The organism is Acinetobacter sp. YH12152, from assembly GCF_013418285.1.
GTDB classification, from domain to species: Bacteria; Pseudomonadota; Gammaproteobacteria; order Pseudomonadales; family Moraxellaceae; genus Acinetobacter; species Acinetobacter amyesii.
Map to the genome: position 1 here is coordinate 26,794 of NZ_VPCH01000007.1, position 18,946 is coordinate 45,739.

Genomic DNA, 18,946 nt, shown 5'->3' on the forward strand with positions numbered 1-18,946 from the left:
AGAGTTTGAACAATAGTTAAATTATTTAAAACAGTAAAAACAACGGAGAAAAACATGGGTCTTTTTGATTTTGTAAAAGGAATTGGTAAAAAAAATACAGCGCCTGCAGAACCTCAGGCAGCGCCAGCAACACCTTCTGAACCATCTGCACAAGAAATTGCCAATAAGTTATTGGGTCATATCAAAGCACTGGGCTTACCTGTAACTGGCTTGTCTGTGAGTTATAACGGGACTTCAGATCTAGCAACAGTGAAAGGTCAGGTGCAAAGCCAAGCAGATCGTGAAAAGATTATCTTGGCGGTAGGGAATATTGATCATGTGGCGCAAGTGGATGATCAGTTGACTGTAGCAACGCCAGAACCTGAAAGTAAATTTTATACAGTTAAATCAGGCGATAATCTTTCTAAGATTTCTAAAGAATTTTATGGTGATGCAAATCAATACAATAAAATTTTTGAAGCAAACCGTCCTTTGCTAAAAAATGCCGATGACATTTTCCCAGGTCAGGTGCTTCGTATTCCTGCATAAATATTTGTGTTTAAAGTAAAAAAAGCCATCTTGTGATGGCTTTTTTTTGTATGCGTGAATGGTGAAGTTGAATATAATGCGGCTGAAATAATTCAAAATAAGAAATCAATGAAACAAAAAATCATCTTTATTTTCTTGCTGTTGCTTGCAGTTGTTGTGTGTTTTTGTCTTTGGCTGCGGTGGGATGAGCGTATTGATCCTCGGGTGCTCAAGTGGCAGCAGTCTGAAATTTCTTATCATTCAAATTACACACAAGAGCCGTATTTTAACTTGCTTGGGCTGAATGCCGCAGATCGGTTTTCGGCATTGAATGTTGGGCGCTATCGTTATCATCAAGATTGGGCATTTAGTTTGTTGGGGCAAGAGCATCAGAATGTATTGGGCCAGCCATTGAATGCGAAGCTAACACGTGAAAAGTGGTCAGAAGAACAGACGAATTTAGTTGCGGAGTTTCAGCAATTGCTGGTCGATGATCCTAAGGCAGCTAGCGCATTTGTTGTTGAGCATCATCAGGTGCTCGGTGCGCTGATACAGCAAGAAAAGGTGCCGTTGCAGCGCTTTAACACATGGTTGCAGCATGCAGACCAATACCGCAGTTTAAGTATGCCGAGCAATTCCGCATATCCAGACTTTAAATATTTAAATCAGTTGGCGATCCTTTATCAGATCAATATTGCGTTAAATAAAGAGGATAAGCTGGATGCATATATGGCTGAATATCAAAGATTGCAGCAGATGCTTGAGCGCCCGATCTCATTGGTTGAAAGGATGCTGATTCAAAGCTGGCTGGCACGTTATGTTCGAATTATACGTAATGAGCAATTAAAGACTGGACAAGTTGTTTATTTAGAGCCTTTAAGTGCCAGTCAGTTAAGTTTGCGCTCAGCAGCGCAATTGGAAGCCTATGGCGTATATGCGGTGTTGAAGCAGGTGCAGCAATTATCGGACTGGAATACCTCGTTTATGTATTGGTTGTATTTGCCAAATCAAACTGCAAATCAATTGTTTAAGCAATATGAAGAGGCGGCACAGCTATCTGAGCTTTCTTATGATTCGTTTAGGATGCAGGCTGGTCAAAAACAGGGACAGTATTCATCTTGGCATATCAAAAACTATTTGGGCAATACTTTGTCCAATATAGAGGGGGTGCCTTGGGAGCGCTATGTGCTTGCAGGGCACATTTTGAATGATCGAATTATGATTTTTAATTTGTTGAATCAGGGTGCGACTGATTTAACGCAGTTGAATCAAAATAGCCACGGCCGACGTTTCTTTAAGAAGGAGGGTATGCTGTGTGCTGAGGTGCCGTATCCGCGTGAGCAATTTAGAGCACACAATTGGAATATTTTAGATAGCTGTGTGCAGTTGTAGTTTTTGTATATAAACATTTTGGTATAGAAATAAAAAAGCCCCAATGAGTAGGGGCTTTTTTACAGTCGTTTAGAAGCTTGGCTTCACGACCACTAAAATGATCACTGCAAATAAAATCAAAGTGGGCATTTCATTAAAATAACGCCAGAACTTATGCGATTTATAATGTGCATTTTCGATAAGCTTTTTACGGTAATAACCACATACAAAATGATAAATCACCAATAGTCCAACTAATCCAACTTTTAGGTAGAACCAAAGCGCTTCATGGTAGTGTCGAGTTGCATCACCCCAATCGACGAGGAAGTGCGCCGTGATCAGTGTAGCAATCATTGCGGGCCACATAATGCCGCGATATAGCTTGCGTTCCATGATTTGAAAGCGCTGATGACTGGTAGTATCTTCACTCATAGCATGGTAGACAAAAAGGCGAGGGAGATAAAATAGCGCTGCGAACCAGCAAACAACTGCGATGATATGCAATGCTTTGACCCAGAGGAAAGCATCTGATGGAGCATCCATATATTGACCCTTAAAAGGGCGGTGGGTGTGTGCTTTGGCACCGAAGCGCCAAAGCAGCAAACTTTATATTAAGCTTCCCATTTTTTGAAAACGAGGCAAGCGTTTACACCGCCAAAACCAAAACTGTTACTCATCACAGTATTCAATTTTGCATCACGTTTTTCAAGTACGATATCAAAAGGTTTTGCACCTTCATCAAGTTCAGTCACGTTGATGTTTGGTGCAATAAAGTCATTTTGCATCATCAAAATAGAGTAAATCGCTTCTTGTACACCTGCAGCACCGAGGCTGTGACCTGTCATTGATTTAGTCGAGCTGAGCGGAGGAACTTGTCCTTCGCCGAAAGCACGTTCCATCGCTTTAAGTTCAGTAACATCACCAGCCGGAGTAGATGTACCATGTGTATTAACATAGTCAATTTTGTCTACGCCGTGTTGTTTTGCTTCTTCAAGCGCCATCAGGACACAACGAGTCGCACCTTCACCTGATGGTGCAACCATGTCTGCGCCATCTGAGTTTGCTGCATAGCCGACAACTTCAGCCAAAATGTTTGCGCCACGTGCTTGAGCATGTTCAAGAGATTCTAGTACAACGAAGCCACCACCACCTGCGATCACGAAACCGTCACGGTCAGCAGAGTAAGGGCGTGAAGCAGTCGCTGGTGTGTCATTATATTTTGAACAAAGTGCGCCCATTGCATCAAATAAAAGACTTTGTGACCAATGGTCCTCTTCACCACCACCGGCAAGCATTAAGTCCTGTTTGCCCAATTGAATCAGGTTGTATGCATAACCAATGGCATCGGCAGATGTTGCACATGCGCTAGTAATCGTGTGTGCAATACCTTGCATTTTAAATGCAACACCCACGTTTGCAGTAATGGTGTTGGTCATGTTACGTGGTACAAAGAATGGACCAACTTTACGTGCACCTTTAGTGTCTAGAAGTTCTTTCATTTCAACAACAGATGCAGTTGAACCACCACCTGAACCACCAGCAATACCGTAACGTGGATTACCACCAATTTGTTCTGCTGTTAAGCCTGCATTTTCTACTGCAGCCAAAGCTGAGTTGTATGCATACATTGCGCATACGCCCATAAAGCGTTTTAAGCGGCGGTCAATACCGTCAAAGTTTTGTTCTGCAGCCGCACTGACATGACTTTTGAAATTAAGTTCAGCATAACTTGGGTTGAAACGTGTTCCAGAAATCCCGTTTTGCAAAGAATGAGTGACATCTTCTAATGTATTACCAATGCATGAGTTGATGCCCATACCAGTGATTACAACACGTTTCATCTACAGATCCTTTATAGGTAGTGTGTGAGCAAGCTATTGAAAGTATACGAAGGAAACTTTCTAAATAGACGAACTCATATAATTTGATTGGAATAATGATAGCAGAAAGCTTTTTGAATTCTTATGGCAAATCCTATGCCTATTTTTGACTGAGCTAATTTGCAACGATGCAGCAAAAAACTTAACTTAAAGATACATATTCAAGTTGTGATAAAGTTTGACTACACCTAGTATTTATCAAGAATTTCAAGAATAGTCTGAATGGGGTAGGGAATGGCGAAAACGAATAATAAACCAACGGCTGGTCTGCTCTCAAACGCCTTTGGAGTGGCTAAAAAGCTCAGTTCTACAGGGGTGTCTATTATCAATCATGTTGCACCCGAATCTGTAACTAAGGTCATTCAGCCACAAAAGAATGGTCAAACCTTGGAAGGTCAGTCACGTCAGATGAGCGTATTTGATGTGAAAAAATATGATAATCCGCAGCAAATTCTGCGTGAACATGTTCCGAATGTTTCTAGACAATTATTCGGTCGACATTTTAATACCGTAAATAATGTAGCTAATTTTGTTGCCCCTCAATTTAGCGACAAGATTTCTGACTATCTTTTTGATCGATTGAATCATTTTAGTTCGGATATTTCATCTGTAGATGCAGTGCTTGATGAAGCTGGGGTACGTGATTTAGAAGAGTTGACACAAGATGTCGATCGGTCACGCCGCATTAGTCAGGCCTTAGGCGAGCAAAATAAATGGATTGCTTCAATTCAAGGGGCTTTAACAGGTGCGACAGGTGTTATCGGTTCAAGTATTGATATCCCTGCTTCACTGATTATGACTTTACGAGTGATTTATCAAGTTGGACGTTCTTATGGTTTCGACTTAAGTAAAGAAAGTGATCAAGATATCGTTCAGTTTATTTTTAAACAGGTCGACCTGAGTTTAATTGCAGAAAAACAAACTTTGCTTATGGCGATTAAAGCCCTGAGTAGTACACTGCAAAATAGTGATTTGCATCAGTTGCAGCAATTGGTGGGTTCAGACACCGATGCAGCAGCATTGAAAAAATATGTACTGGATGAAAATGGTCAGTTCAAGTGGGCATGGCTCAATCAAATGCCAAAAGTTTCACTTTTAAATCAGCTATCACGGTTATCTCCTGTGGCGAGTGCTGGTGTAAGTGTGGTGTATAGTCGCCGTTTGGTGGATGAAGTGAATCAGAAGGCACAGCAAGTCTTTTCAAATGCGCGCCAATATATTTTGCAGCATCAAGATATCACCTTGTCACCATTACATGCCTATGAGCGCTCTCTTGAGTTGCTTGCTCAAGCAACACCTAAATTACTAGAAGGCATTAAGGCGAAAGATATCGATTTGGCTGAACCTGTACTAGATCAAACCATAGATGTTGCAGGTCACGAGAGTATCCGCGCAGTAAAAGTCACTAAAAAAGCACAAGCTAAAACCGCTGATGCAGCCGAAGTGGCGGTAGCGCAGGAACAAAAAGTCTCAGAAGGTTTGGAGGCACTCGCAGAAAAAGTTGTTGAGCCTCATGCACCCGTGGCTGCGCAAAAACCTGCTTTAGCTGAAACGGATGAGTTTGATGTGTTGGAAGCTGTACAGGATGATGATGTCCCTGTGGCGAAAGCTGCACCCAAAGCTAAGCCGCGTAAAGCCAAAACAGCAGCCGTAGATAAAGTTACAAAAAAATCAGCAGATTCTTCTGAAAAATAACCTATTTATTTGTGGGTGAAAATTTGCGCAACTCACGATGAATAAATGTTTTCGATGATCGTATATTGTTGACCAATTTTAAGTCTTCGCTTACAATTGCATGCCCTCAAAAAGTAGTATTTTTTGGGGCTTTTTATTAACGGGAGAATTGCCAAATGGCAACAACAAATCAGTTGATCCGTAAGGGTCGTACAACTTTAGTTGAAAAATCTAAAGTTCCTGCGTTGAAGGCTTGTCCACAACGTCGTGGTGTTTGTACACGTGTTTACACAACTACACCTAAAAAACCTAACTCAGCAATGCGTAAAGTTTGCCGTGTTCGCTTAACTTCAGGTTTCGAAGTTTCTAGCTACATCGGTGGTGAAGGCCATAACCTACAAGAGCACAGTGTTGTTCTTATCCGTGGTGGTCGTGTTAAAGATTTACCAGGTGTACGTTACCATACCGTTCGTGGTTCTTTAGACTGTGCTGGTGTTAAAGATCGTAACCAGTCTCGTTCTAAATACGGTGCTAAACGTCCTAAGAAATAATCTGAAAAGATTGGCTTCTTAGTTCGTTAGAACTGCAATCCTTTATCGTCTCGCTTGTCTGATTTCTGCATTTTTTGTGAAAATTCCAAGCGACGTATAGTAAGGCCAGCGAAAGCACATGACACTTTGTGCACCTGCTGGAATAACCTGAAGTGTCATATTTATTAGGTGTATTAAAATGCCAAGACGTCGCGTAGTTGCTGCCCGTGAAATCCTTCCGGATCCTAAGTTCAGCAGCCAAACAATCGCTAAATTCATGAACCACGTAATGCAAGATGGTAAAAAATCTATTGCTGAAAGTATCGTTTACGGTGCTTTAGACCGCGTTCAAGAAAAATCTAAAGTAGACCCAGTTGAATTTTTCGAGACTACTCTTGAAAAAGTTCGTCCTATGGTCGAAGTAAAAGCACGCCGTGTTGGTGGTGCTACATACCAAGTGCCTATGGAAGTACGCCCATCCCGTCGTACTGCCTTGGCTATGCGTTGGTTAGTAGATGCTGCTGCTAAGCGTTCTGAAAAAACTATGGCTTTACGTCTTGCTGGTGAGTTGCTTGATGCAGCTGAAGGTAAAGGCGCAGCGATCAAAAAACGTGAAGATGTGCATCGTATGGCTGAAGCCAACAAAGCCTTCTCTCATTACCGTTTCTAAGCGGATAAAACAGCCCCTATTCAGGAGGGTGACAAATCAGTTGTCACTGTTTTGTCATCGAATCGCTTTAAGTTGCTATGCAGCTTAAAGCGTCCTGTTTTAAACAACAAAATTTAGGAATGCTAGAAATCATGGCTCGTCAAACCCCAATTTCTCGTTATCGTAACATTGGTATCTCTGCGCACATTGATGCTGGTAAAACTACCACTTCAGAACGTATTTTGTTCTACACAGGTGAGAGCCACAAACTTGGTGAAACTCACGAAGGTTCTGCAACTACAGACTGGATGGAACAAGAGCAAGAACGTGGTATTACTATTACCTCAGCGGCAGTAACATGCTTCTGGAAAGGGATGGGTAACCAATTCGAACAGCACCGTATTAACGTAATTGATACCCCAGGACACGTAGACTTCACTATTGAAGTTGAACGTTCTATGCGTGTTCTTGACGGTGCATGCATGGTTTACTGTGCTGTAGGTGGTGTACAACCTCAGTCTGAAACTGTATGGCGTCAAGCAAATAAATATAAAGTTCCACGTATTGCATTCGTGAACAAAATGGACCGTACTGGTGCGAACTTCTTCCGTGCTGTTGAACAAGTTAAAACACGTCTTGGTGGTAATCCAGTGCCAATCGTTGTTCCAATCGGTGCAGAAGAAAACTTCCAGGGTGTTGTTGACCTAATCGAAATGAAAGCGATTATCTGGGACGAAGCGTCTCAAGGTATGAAGTTTGAATATGGCGAAATCCCTGCTGAATTAGTTGAACTAGCTAACGAATGGCGTACTAACATGGTTGAAGCTGCTGCGGAAGCATCAGAAGAACTCATGGACAAGTACCTTGAAGAAGGTGAGTTAACTAAAGAAGAAATCGTTTCAGGTTTACGTGCACGTACATTGTTGAATGAAATTCAACCAATGCTTTGTGGTTCAGCGTTCAAAAACAAAGGTGTTCAACGTATGTTGGATGCTGTAATTGAATTCTTACCTGCGCCGACTGATGTCGAGGCGATTAAAGGTATCCTTGACGACAAAGACGAAACTGAAGGTTCTCGTGAAGCGTCTGATGATGCTCCGTTCTCTGCGCTTGCGTTCAAAATCATGAACGACAAATTTGTAGGTAACTTAACATTCGTACGTGTTTACTCTGGTGTGCTTAAAGCAGGTAGCCCTTGCTATAACCCAGTTAAAATGAAGCGCGAACGTGTTGGCCGTATCGTACAGATGCACGCAAATGACCGTCACGATATTGAAGAAATTCGTGCGGGTGATATCGCAGCATGTGTAGGTCTTAAAGATACTACGACTGGTGATACATTATGTGATGAAAACAATGTAATTACACTAGAGCGTATGGAATTCCCAGAGCCAGTAATTGCGCTTGCGGTTGAGCCTAAAACTAAAGCTGACCAAGAAAAAATGTCTGTTGCTTTAGGTCGTTTGGCGAAAGAAGACCCTTCATTCCGCGTACGTACTGACGAAGAATCTGGTCAAACAATTATTGCTGGTATGGGTGAGCTTCACCTTGACATTATTGTTGACCGTATGAAGCGTGAATTCAACGTTGAAGCGAACATTGGTAAACCAATGGTAGCTTACCGTGAAACGATCAAAAAATCAGTTGAACAAGAAGGTAAGTTTGTACGTCAAACTGGTGGTAAAGGTAAGTTTGGTCACGTATACGTACGTTTAGAACCACTTGCTGAAGATGCTGGCAAAGATTACGAGTTCGCTGAAGAAGTTGTAGGTGGTGTAGTACCTAAAGAATTCTTCGGTGCGGTTGACAAAGGTATCCAAGAACGTATGAAGAATGGTGTCCTAGCTGGTTATCCAGTGGTTGGCATCAAAGCGACATTGTTCGATGGTTCTTACCATGACGTCGACTCTGACGAATTATCGTTCAAAATGGCGGGTTCTTACGCATTCCGTGACGGTTTCATGAAAGCAGATCCTATCTTGCTTGAACCAATCATGAAAGTTGAAGTAGAAACTCCAGAAGACTACATGGGCGATATCATGGGTGACTTAAACCGTCGTCGTGGTCTTGTTCAAGGTATGGACGATTTACCTGGTGGTACTAAAGCTATCCGTGCAGAAGTTCCACTTTCTGAGATGTTTGGTTACGCAACTCATATGCGTTCTATGTCTCAAGGTCGTGCGACTTATTCTATGGAATTCGCTAAATACGCTGAAACACCACGTAACGTGGCTGAAGGCATCATCGCTAAGTTCCAATCTGGCGGTAAAAAAGGTGACGACGAGTAATCTTTCGATTACTATAAGCCCAAACTAATTCATAGTTAAAAACCAAATGCTCATGCAGTATCCCTGCATGAGTAGTTTAAAAAGGAAGATCTCATGGCTAAGGCTAAGTTCGAACGTAATAAGCCACACGTTAACGTGGGTACAATTGGTCACGTCGACCACGGTAAAACTACTTTAACAGCTGCAATTGCAACTGTATGTGCAAAAAAATTCGGTGGTGAAGCGAAAGATTACGCTGCAATCGACTCTGCACCAGAAGAAAAAGCACGTGGTATTACAATTAATACTTCACACGTAGAATACGATTCTCCAATCCGTCACTACGCTCACGTAGACTGCCCAGGTCACGCCGATTATGTTAAAAACATGATTACTGGTGCTGCGCAAATGGATGGTGCAATCCTTGTATGTGCTGCGACTGATGGTCCAATGCCACAAACTCGTGAACACATCCTTCTTTCTCGTCAGGTAGGTGTACCTTACATCGTTGTATTCTTAAACAAATGCGACCTTGTTGACGACGAAGAACTTCTTGAATTAGTAGAAATGGAAGTTCGTGAACTTCTTTCTACTTATGACTTCCCAGGCGACGATACTCCAGTAATCCGTGGTTCTGCTCTTGCAGCGCTTAATGGTGAAGCTGGTCAATACGGCGAAGATGCTGTAGTTGCTCTTGTTGAAGCTCTTGACTCTTACATCCCAGAGCCAGAACGTGCTATCGACCAAGCATTCCTTATGCCAATCGAAGACGTATTCTCAATTTCAGGTCGTGGTACAGTAGTAACTGGCCGTGTTGAAACTGGTATCGTGAAAGTAGGCGAAGAAGTTGAAATCGTTGGTATTAAAGATACAGTTAAAACAACTGTAACTGGCGTAGAAATGTTCCGTAAACTTCTTGACGAAGGTCGTGCGGGCGAGAACTGTGGTGTTCTTCTACGTGGTACTAAACGTGAAGACGTTCAACGTGGTCAAGTACTTGCTAAACCAGGTACAATCAAACCGCATACTAAATTCGACGCAGAAGTATACGTACTTTCTAAAGACGAAGGTGGTCGTCACACTCCATTCCTTAACGGTTACCGTCCACAGTTCTACTTCCGTACAACTGACGTAACTGGTGCGATCGCGCTTAAAGAAGGCGTAGAAATGGTTATGCCTGGTGACAACGTAGAAATGTCAGTAGAATTAATCCACCCAATCGCAATGGACGCTGGCTTACGCTTCGCGATCCGTGAAGGTGGTCGTACAGTTGGTGCTGGTGTAGTTTCTAAAGTAACTGCATAATCACTAAATGTGTGAAAAAAGCGCCTCTTTGAGGCGCTTTTTTTTGCTTATTCAATATGATAGGAAAATTGTCTGACAATATTTTTGAAAGCTGTCCTTTAGTGATAATTCACTGTCCTTAACTGAAATAATAACAATTCAATAAAACCGTAATATGAACTCAAGAAAACCAATAAAAAGTTTGAGTATTTAATAACTCAAAAAAGGAGTTAGGCATGAACGCTAAAGTAAAGATTACTAATCGAGCAGGTGCAAGTTTCCCTGTACGTCGCATGAATTTTGAATTTGATGCAGTACCAGAGTACTGGATGAACGGCTCAGCTGGTTTGACACATTTTATGACCGCATTATCTGCTTTATTTCCAGCGGGTGAAATGTTCTTTATTGATAGTGTGCGTGCAGTACGTAAACACCCCGCGATCGCAAATAATGAAGCCCTACAGAAAGAAATTAGTGCTTTCATTGGTCAGGAAGCGATGCATACGCAAGAGCATGAAGGCTTCAATGCTTCTGCACAAAAATACGGTCATGATGTCGAAACGCTTGATAAGGCAACGGGTCGAGTTATCCAAGGCGTGCGCAAAGTCTTTGCACGTATTGGTAAACCTGTTGGTATCACTCAAGAAATGGTGGATCTAACCGCAACTACGGCACTTGAGCATTTCACTGCAACCATCGCTTCACAGTTATTGGTTAACCCACATATTCAAGCCTTAATGACAGATGAAACCATGAAAAATATGTGGTTGTGGCATGCGATTGAAGAAAATGAACATAAAGCCGTGGCTTATGATGTTTTTGAAGGTGTCTTTGGTCAGGGAATTAAGGCCTACGCACTCCGTACAGGTTCATTGATTGGCGCAATGGTGACTTTATTCTTCGTACAAAGCTACTTTGTTGCTCGTTTATTAAAAGAAGATAACAAGCTTAATTTTGAAGCATTAAAAGATATTTATACCTATGGTTATAGCCCTTCAAAAGGCATCATCACTGGTATGGGTAAAGAAATGTTGATGTATTTTAAACCAGGTTTTCACCCGAATGATTTAGATACTTCAGGTTTGTTAAAAACGTGGAAAGCATATTTGGGTCTCTAATCACAGCGCTGTGGTGACTTTTTGAGAAGGGCGATGTAAATCGCTCTTTTTTTTATTCAACTTTAGAAGCAAACTTTTTATAATGCGCATACCCTAGCTATAGAAAGATAAACGAAGATGATTCGTTTGATGCAAGACGCTGATGTACAGCAGGTTTACGATATCGAGCGCCGCGTACAAAGCCATCCTTGGACCTTAAAACAATTTCAAGAATCGATTGCTGCCTATCAAAGTACGGTGATTGAGCGACAAGGAAAAGTTGTTGGATTTTGCATTTTACAACCCGTTTTAGATGAAGCAAATTTATTGTTAATGGCGATCGATCCGAGCCAGCAAGGCAAAGGATTAGGTTTTCAATTACTCGATGAATCTATAGCCTTACTCAAAAATAATCCCATTCAAATCTTCTTGGAAGTTCGTGAAGGTAATCAACCTGCAATCCGTTTATATGAAAAAGCTGATTTTCACCAAATCGATTTGCGAAAGAATTATTATCCAAATGCCGATGGAACTCGTGAGCACGCCATTATTATGGTGAAGGCTTGTAGTGATGATTTTGCAGCTTTATTTAAATAAAAGCGGTGAAGCGTAATCAGATTTAAAGTAAGCATTCGTGAATAAACGGATGCTATTTTATTGAATATCTTTTGTTTGATCCCTTTTATTTAATAATAGGATTGTTCCAGCCGGAAGGTAAGGTGGTCATCAGGGAATCCCCCAGTTGGCTGATTTCTTCTTGGGTCAGTGGTCGGTTGAGTCGACGCCATTGTCCATCAAGCAGAAGTTCCAGTGGAATATACTGAGATTTATAATTCATTTTTTTCGAATCGGGTACCCAATAGCCCAAGTAGACATATTGCAGTCCAAGCTTTTGCGCATGCTCGATTTGTTTCAGAATGGCAAAAGTACCTAGTGAGCGACGGCTTTCATCAGGATCAAAAAAGGTATATACCGCTGAAATACCATCATCGAGTGGATCACAGGTAGATACGCTGATCAGTTGCTCATCTAACCACAGCTCTAAAAAGAAACTGTCAGTACAGCTATTAATTAAAAATTTTTCAAATTGATCTTGGCTAGGTGGGTACATATCACCATCAGCATGCCGCTCATTAATGTAGCGTTCGTACAGCGCATAATGCTTTGCATCGGCATCTTGAGGGCGGCTAATTTTCACCGTTAAATCTTGATTCCGTTTCCACGCTTTTTTTTGCACGCTGTTCATTTGAAATTCATGAACAGGAACGCGAGAGGACAAACATTGGCGACAAAGATGACATTCAGGGCGATAGACAAAATCACCACTACGACGAAAACCCATGCGGGAAAGTTCGGATAACGTGACCACATCAATACGATGGACCGGGTCCAAAAAGACCATCCGAGCAGATTTATTTTCTAAGTAGCTACAATCATGCGGAGGCGTGATGTAGTACTGTAATTCGTTCAACAGGGACTTTGGTTGATAGGAATTCATCGTAATATCCCTCTTTTATTGTCATGCGCTGAGACTCGCCCATTGCGCTATTGTTTTACTTGAAAATACACTGTCCTGATACTTTTTCCAATCGATAGAGGGTTGTTTAACAACATCTTGTAACGAATTAAGGTATTGTTGGCGAGAAAGTGTACTCGCACCTAAGCTTAAGAGGTGATCGTTGACCAATTGGCAATCAATCCATGGCAACTGATTCTCTTGCCCGATGAGCATTAAGGTGTAAAACGCCATTTTAGAGACATCTGTTCGTGTACTGAACATAGACTCACCAAAGCAGCCATGGCCAATATTGACGCCATAGAGGCCTCCGACAACAGTCTCATTTTCCCAAACTTCAATGCTATAAGCATAGCCTGCTTCAAATAGCGAAGAATATCCCTGAATGATATCTTCTGAAATCCATGTTTCATTGACATAACTACGTGGCAGTGAACATGAGAGAATCACAGTTTCAAACGCACGATTAATGGTGATCTTATAGTCCATTTTTTTCATTGTGCGTAATAAGGATTTGCTCGGACGATAGTCCTGCGGTCGAATAATGCAGCGGGGTTCAGGACACCACCAACAAATCGGATCACCTTCACTAAACCACGGGAAAAGACCATGGCTATAGGCTTCAAACAATGTGGAAGGAGAGAGGTCAGCACCGATGCAAATTAAGCCTTCACCATCAGGATCGCATTCAACTGGATCGGGGAAAGTAAATTCAGAAGGAGGGAGTATCGGCATGCCAAGCTTCTTATTGAGGTACACGGATATTTATCATACATAAAAAAGCCGACCATCAGGTCGGCTAATTTTTAAAACTATTTAGCTAAGCAAATGACTTAAGCAAAAGATTATTCGCCGAGTGCATCAAGGTATTTTTCAGCATCGAGTGCAGCCATACAGCCTGAACCTGCAGAAGTAATCGCTTGACGGTAGATACTATCGGCAATATCACCCGCAGCAAATACACCCGGAATAGACGTTTGTGTTGCGTTACCCGCTGTGCCACTTTGAACTTGGATGTAGCCATCACGTAAGTTCAATTGACCTTCAAAAATACCGCTGTTTGGTTTGTGACCAATAGCCACAAACATACCAGTGACATCAACATTTTGAGTTGAATCATCTTGCGTAGATTTAATACGTACAGAAGTCACACCCGTCGTATCACCAATCACTTCATCCACTTGGTGATTCCAGATGATGCTGATTTTACCTTCTTTTTCTTTTGCAAAAAGATGATCTTGCAGAATCTTCTCTGAACGTAAAGAGTCACGACGGTGTACTAAAGTGACATGAGAAGCAATGTTTGAAAGATAAAGTGCTTCTTCCACAGCAGTATTACCGCCGCCGACAACCATAACTTTTTGGTTTTTGTAGAAGAACCCGTCACATGTTGCACATGCACTCACGCCTTGACCCATGAAAGCAGCTTCTGATTCAAGACCTAAATATTGTGCAGTTGCACCTGTACAAATAATCAATGCATCACAAGTGAACTCTTCCATATCGCCTTTAAGTACGAACGGACGAACATTAAGGTCAACTTCATTGATATGGTCATACACGATTTCTGTGCCAAAACGCTCAGCATGTGATTGCATTTGTTCCATTAGGGCAGGGCCAGTTAAGCCTTCTGCACCACCTGGCCAGTTGTCTACTTCTGTCGTTGTAGTCAATTGACCGCCTAATTGAATACCTGCGATGAGTGTCGGTTTCAGGTTCGCACGGGCAGCGTATACCGCAGCGCTATAACCTGCAGGACCAGAACCTAAAATAATTAGACGTGAGTGACGAGCGCTCATCCGTAGAATCCTTTTTTTATATGATAATTTGTGGAATTATACGTCAAAGTTTGAAACGATTGTGTGAGATTAAAGTCGATATTATTGATCATCGAAATCGTTTTGAGCTATATAGAAGAAAGTTAACAACTATACTTAAATTATCTTGCATCTTTTTTATTGAACAGGTGCATAATAACAGGTTTAGATTCAGCCCATTTTTGTTGTGGGTAATGACAAAAACATTCATGAAGAATTGGTTACAGGAACGTATATGACAGCGGTGTCGGGTGCATATGCACAGCGCTTAATAATGACTTTATTCCTTGTTTCATTTGGGATATATCTGTTCCTTGCAACAGTCACATATACGCCATTTGATCCGGGATGGATGCATTTATCCAGTGATACTCAGCAAGTTTCAAATGCCAGCGGCGTCGCAGGTGCATGGATCGCTGATTTACTCTATGGATTTTTAGGTTGGGCAAGTCTGCTGATACCTGTCTATTTATTTCTCGAAGCAATTCAAGTGTGGTGGCCACGTAGTTTTCTAAACCGTCCATTTCGCTATGCCGCTCAGTTCTTTATTTTACTGGCAACTTCAAGTTTACTTTTCCTGTTTTGGAATGTCCCTGAAGATACTTTAGAAAATGCATCGGGCGGGATCATTGGCTATGAACTGGGTCAAAGTCTTGAACAAATATTAACGGTCTATGGTGCAGCAATATTTCTTATTGCATTTTGGATCATGTTGTTCACTTTGGCCTTTGGCATCAAGTGGAATAAGACATGGGCAACCATGAAATCCACACCAGCTTATCTGCAAGATTTGTTCTATCGCAATGTGCCTGAAGGCGACACCGCATTTGACCGTACAGTACCAACGACTAAAAAAGATAGTGCTGCTGCGCATGCATCAAAAGTGGTTGCACCAGTAACACCAGCCGACGAACATCATGCGGTCGATGTCGATCCTGTGGTACGTGATCGCGTCGCTGAACGTTTATTTGATGATATTGCCGATAAAGAATGGGCAGACAAAGAATGGAACGCACAGCATTCATCTGCGGTAGATTTGGCAGAGACTGCTACGCCATCTGATGAAGATTTTGAACATACCTTGGCGAAAGTGCATCAGCTTGAACAAGATCAACAACGTGTTGTTGCAACAGGTGAAGTTTGGCGCGCATTACATTCCAATGATGACCAACGCCACAAACAAGATATTGATGCTTTACTGAAAGCTGCAGAAGAAGAGCAGCCTGCCAATCAAACTGAATATTTCAACAAAGCAGCGGATGTGCATTCGACTTCTCCGACAGAAGCGGTGCAACCTGCTAAAAAATCAGTGGATTGGGATGATGATGAGATCTTCGATGAGCTGTTAGCCGCTGTTCCAAATGGTAAAACAGCGACTGATGTGCATAGCCCATTTAATACAGCGCAAAGTGAAAGTCCTGCAACGCATTCAAATGACTTTGCTACAGGTGCTGCTGCCACACTTGCAGGTTTAGGTGTAGCTGCTGCACAGATTACACCGCTGACCACACAAAAAAATATCAGTGCTGAAACTGAATTTAATGATCTCGATGATTTGCTGGTTGAAGAAGCAGAGCGAGCGATAGAACAGTCACAACCGGTTCGTACAACCAGTAGTTATGCGCAATCAACGCCTTTGGTTCGTGCTGAAATCAATACGCAGCCACAGACTTTTGTATCTGACGATGAAAAAGCCTTAATCAGCTCGAATAAAGATGCTTTCCGTGAAGTGTGGCAAGAAACAGCAGGTAAGCCTGAAGACATCGATTTAGATCTCGAAGATGATTTTGACTTTGATGCGCCTTTAACCGATGCCTCTGGTCGTCCAATGTCACGTGCGATGCAAGTGGCACAAAAACGCTTGGATTTACCGACTTTGCCGGGCTTGGAAATCTTAGATCCGGTTGATCCGAACAAGAAAGTCAATTTCACTGCAGAGCAATTGTCTCGCTTGTCTGAACTTTTAGAAATTAAACTGCAAGAGTTTAATGTCAAAGCCAAAGTTGTAGAGGCGCAGCCGGGACCAGTCGTAACACGTTTTGAACTTGATTTAGCACCTGGTGTGAAAGCGTCGAAAGTGACCAATATTTCACGTGACTTGGCACGTTCGATGTCTATGGCCTCTGTACGTGTGGTGGAAGTCATTCCGGGTAAACCGTATATCGGGATTGAAGTCCCAAATAGTTCACGTGAAATGGTTCGTCTTATTGAGCTGTTAGAAACGCCGGCATACCGTGATCCAAATGCCTTACTTAGTATGGCGATGGGTAAAGATATTTCGGGTAATCCTGTCTTGGCCGATTTGGCGAAAGCACCGCATATGTTGGTGGCAGGTACCACGGGTTCTGGTAAGTCAGTCGCAGTTAATGCCATGTTGTTGTCGATGTTGTTGAAATATACACCTGAGCAACTGCGACTTATTATGATTGACCCGAAACAGTTGGAACTTGCCAACTATAACGATATTCCACATTTATTAACGCCTGTTGTAACTGACATGAAAGATGCGGTGAGTGCATTGAACTGGTGTGTCAATGAAATGGAGCGTCGTTATAAGCTGATGTCTTTGATGAAAGTGCGTAAGCTGACTGACTTTAACCGCAAAATTGAAGAAGCAATGGCCAATGGTGAAGATCTCATCGATCCAACTTGGAAGCCAGATGACTCTGCAACCCAAAGTCGTGCGCCACGTTTACAGCCGATGCCGTTGATCGTAATTGTTGCCGATGAATTTGCCGACATGATCATGCAAGTGGGTAAAAAAGCTGAAGAAATGATTACCCGTCTTGCACAAAAATCACGTGCGGCAGGGATTCATTTGCTGTTGGCGACACAGCGTCCAACCGTAGATGTAGTAACAGGTTTGATCAAAGCCAATATTCCAACCCGTGCTGCGCTACGTGTCAACAGTAAACTGGATTCACGTACTATCTTAGATGCTGGTGGTGCAGAAGACTTACTGGGTCATGGTGATATGTTGTTCCTCGGACCGGGTAAAATTGAACCTGAGCGGGTGCATGGCGCGTTTATTTCAGACGATGAAGTGAACCGTATTTGTGATGCATGGCGTGAGCGCGGTGAACCGAATTATGTCGATGAAATCCTCACGCCTTATGATGAAGAGCCGACATCTCGCGGTTTTGAAGATGGTGATGGCGGATCAGACCGTGATGCGCTGTATGATCAATGTGTTAGTTTCGTTTTGGAAACACGTAAAGCATCGACCTCATCTTTACAGCGTAAATTCAGTCTCGGCTATAACCGTGCAGCACGGATTATTGATCAGATGGAAGAAAATGGCATCGTCAGTGGGATGGGGCCAAATGGCAAACGAGATATCTTGGTCTAAGTTCTAAAACAAAAAACCTGCTTCGGCAGGTTTTTTTTTATTTTTAGATTGAGAACTCATCTTGGTAGAACATGGACTGGGCCAGTTCGATAAAGGCTTTGCAGGCAGGGCTCATGAGTTTTTGATTTTTTACGGCGAGTCCAATTTGCCGTTGGGTATTTGGAAAGAGTGGACGTTTGACCACATGTGGATGCAATGCCAACAGCTCAGCAGGCATCGCCATATCTGCAACGATAGCAATCCCTTCCTGTAAATTCACCATATTTAAAATGGTTAACAGTTGCGACATTTGATAGGTGATTTTAGGTTGTATGTGGTGTTGTTTAAGCAGTTTTTCGACATGGGACTGGCTGCCCGCACGGGTCATAATAAAGGGGTAATTTTGCAGGTCTTGGATATTTAAATGACTGTGTTTGGAAACTGAATAACTATCTGGAATCAAGGCAATGAAAATGTCTTGAATTAACGGGAAGGTGAACAGCTGCGGCTTAGGGAGTACGGCAAAACCCACATCAATCTGACGTTCAGAAATCCAACGAGACACTTCTGCATCGGTACCTTCTTCGACATAGATCTCAATGTGCGGATAGCGCTCTCTATATGCCTTTAATAGCTCTGGAAGCAGATGAATCGAACTAGAAGAACCAAAAGAGCCAATTCTCAGCGTTCCTTGTTGAATACCATGTGCGGCATGCACTTCTTGTTGCATGATTTGTGCGGTATTGATGACTTCTTTAGCATGCAGTAATAACTGCTGACCAATATGAGTCAGGCTAATTTCGCCTTGTTCACGGCTAAATAAGCTGACATTCCAATGTTGTTCTAAACACTTTAGGGCATGAGAGATAGCTGACTGAGTAATTCCCAGCTGTCGAGCAGCGAGAGTAAAGCTTTGTTGTTCTGCGACTTTAATAAAGATTTCAAGCTGAGAAAATGTCATTGCCATGAGTAATTACTCATTTTGTTATGAGTCTAGATGAGGATTATATTGTGCTACATAAATGG

Annotated in this window: 16 protein-coding genes; 10 read left to right on the plus strand and 6 right to left on the minus strand. The window is 42.3% G+C overall.

All coding sequences use genetic code 11. From position 1 onward, the window contains the following. Positions 1–54 precede the first annotated feature (54 nt). Positions 55–528: a peptidoglycan-binding protein LysM gene (lysM, locus tag FTU83_RS03910; RefSeq protein ID WP_180008199.1), complete on the plus strand. Its 474-nt coding sequence runs from the start codon at positions 55–57 to the stop codon at positions 526–528. Between the two features lie 108 nt (positions 529–636). Further along, positions 637–1,899, plus strand: coding sequence for a hypothetical protein (locus FTU83_RS03915; protein ID WP_180105701.1), 1,263 nt, complete (start codon positions 637–639; stop codon positions 1,897–1,899). Positions 1,900–1,968: 69 nt separating this feature from the next. Here the strand turns inward: FTU83_RS03915 and hemJ are convergent, their stop codons facing one another. Together hemJ and FTU83_RS03925 are read right to left on the minus strand one after the other, a co-directional pair. After that, positions 1,969–2,421 (minus strand): protoporphyrinogen oxidase HemJ, encoded by a 453-nt coding sequence (gene hemJ / locus FTU83_RS03920; protein WP_180105702.1) that lies wholly within the window; start codon positions 2,419–2,421, stop codon positions 1,969–1,971. A 68-nt stretch (positions 2,422–2,489) separates the two neighbouring features. Next, positions 2,490–3,719, minus strand: coding sequence for a beta-ketoacyl synthase N-terminal-like domain-containing protein (locus FTU83_RS03925; protein WP_180105703.1), 1,230 nt, complete (start codon positions 3,717–3,719; stop codon positions 2,490–2,492). 273 nt (positions 3,720–3,992) lie between these two features. Here FTU83_RS03925 and FTU83_RS03930 point away from each other — a divergent pair, with 273 nt between their 5' ends. The 7 genes from FTU83_RS03930 to rimI all read left to right on the plus strand — a co-directional run bounded on the left by FTU83_RS03930 (position 3,993) and on the right by rimI (position 11,856). Then, entirely contained in the window at positions 3,993–5,453 is a 1,461-nt protein-coding gene (locus tag FTU83_RS03930) for an EcsC family protein (RefSeq protein ID WP_180105704.1), read from the plus strand. A 155-nt stretch (positions 5,454–5,608) separates the two neighbouring features. Next, complete coding sequence (gene rpsL / locus FTU83_RS03935) at positions 5,609–5,983, plus strand: 30S ribosomal protein S12 (RefSeq protein WP_000246374.1); 375 nt, start codon at positions 5,609–5,611, stop codon at positions 5,981–5,983. Positions 5,984–6,161: 178 nt separating this feature from the next. After that, entirely contained in the window at positions 6,162–6,632 is a 471-nt protein-coding gene (gene rpsG / locus FTU83_RS03940) for a 30S ribosomal protein S7 (RefSeq protein WP_005011815.1), read from the plus strand. A 131-nt stretch (positions 6,633–6,763) separates the two neighbouring features. Continuing rightward, positions 6,764–8,899, plus strand: coding sequence for an elongation factor G (gene fusA, locus FTU83_RS03945; protein WP_180004228.1), 2,136 nt, complete (start codon positions 6,764–6,766; stop codon positions 8,897–8,899). Positions 8,900–8,992: 93 nt separating this feature from the next. Next, on the plus strand, positions 8,993–10,183 hold the full coding sequence (tuf, locus tag FTU83_RS03950; protein WP_180002848.1) for an elongation factor Tu: 1,191 nt from the start codon (positions 8,993–8,995) through the stop codon (positions 10,181–10,183). Positions 10,184–10,398: 215 nt separating this feature from the next. Next, entirely contained in the window at positions 10,399–11,280 is an 882-nt protein-coding gene (locus FTU83_RS03955) for a metal-dependent hydrolase (RefSeq protein ID WP_180063871.1), read from the plus strand. A 117-nt stretch (positions 11,281–11,397) separates the two neighbouring features. Beyond that, positions 11,398–11,856: a ribosomal protein S18-alanine N-acetyltransferase gene (rimI, locus tag FTU83_RS03960; protein ID WP_180008207.1), complete on the plus strand. Its 459-nt coding sequence runs from the start codon at positions 11,398–11,400 to the stop codon at positions 11,854–11,856. 85 nt (positions 11,857–11,941) lie between these two features. On the opposite strand, the gene FTU83_RS03965 is transcribed toward rimI, so the two are convergent. The 3 genes from FTU83_RS03965 to trxB all read right to left on the minus strand — a co-directional run bounded on the left by FTU83_RS03965 (position 11,942) and on the right by trxB (position 14,574). Beyond that, on the minus strand, positions 11,942–12,757 hold the full coding sequence (locus FTU83_RS03965; protein ID WP_180105705.1) for an arginyltransferase: 816 nt from the start codon (positions 12,755–12,757) through the stop codon (positions 11,942–11,944). A 21-nt stretch (positions 12,758–12,778) separates the two neighbouring features. Beyond that, entirely contained in the window at positions 12,779–13,510 is a 732-nt protein-coding gene (aat, locus tag FTU83_RS03970) for a leucyl/phenylalanyl-tRNA--protein transferase (RefSeq protein WP_180105706.1), read from the minus strand. Positions 13,511–13,620: 110 nt separating this feature from the next. Next, on the minus strand, positions 13,621–14,574 hold the full coding sequence (gene trxB, locus FTU83_RS03975) for a thioredoxin-disulfide reductase (RefSeq protein ID WP_180105707.1): 954 nt from the start codon (positions 14,572–14,574) through the stop codon (positions 13,621–13,623). 253 nt (positions 14,575–14,827) lie between these two features. Here trxB and FTU83_RS03980 point away from each other — a divergent pair, with 253 nt between their 5' ends. Continuing rightward, on the plus strand, positions 14,828–17,941 hold the full coding sequence (locus tag FTU83_RS03980; RefSeq protein ID WP_180105708.1) for a DNA translocase FtsK: 3,114 nt from the start codon (positions 14,828–14,830) through the stop codon (positions 17,939–17,941). Positions 17,942–17,984: 43 nt separating this feature from the next. Here FTU83_RS03980 and FTU83_RS03985 read toward each other — a convergent pair whose 3' ends face one another. Continuing rightward, on the minus strand, positions 17,985–18,881 hold the full coding sequence (locus FTU83_RS03985) for a LysR family transcriptional regulator (protein ID WP_180105730.1): 897 nt from the start codon (positions 18,879–18,881) through the stop codon (positions 17,985–17,987). Positions 18,882–18,946: the final 65 nt, after the last annotated feature.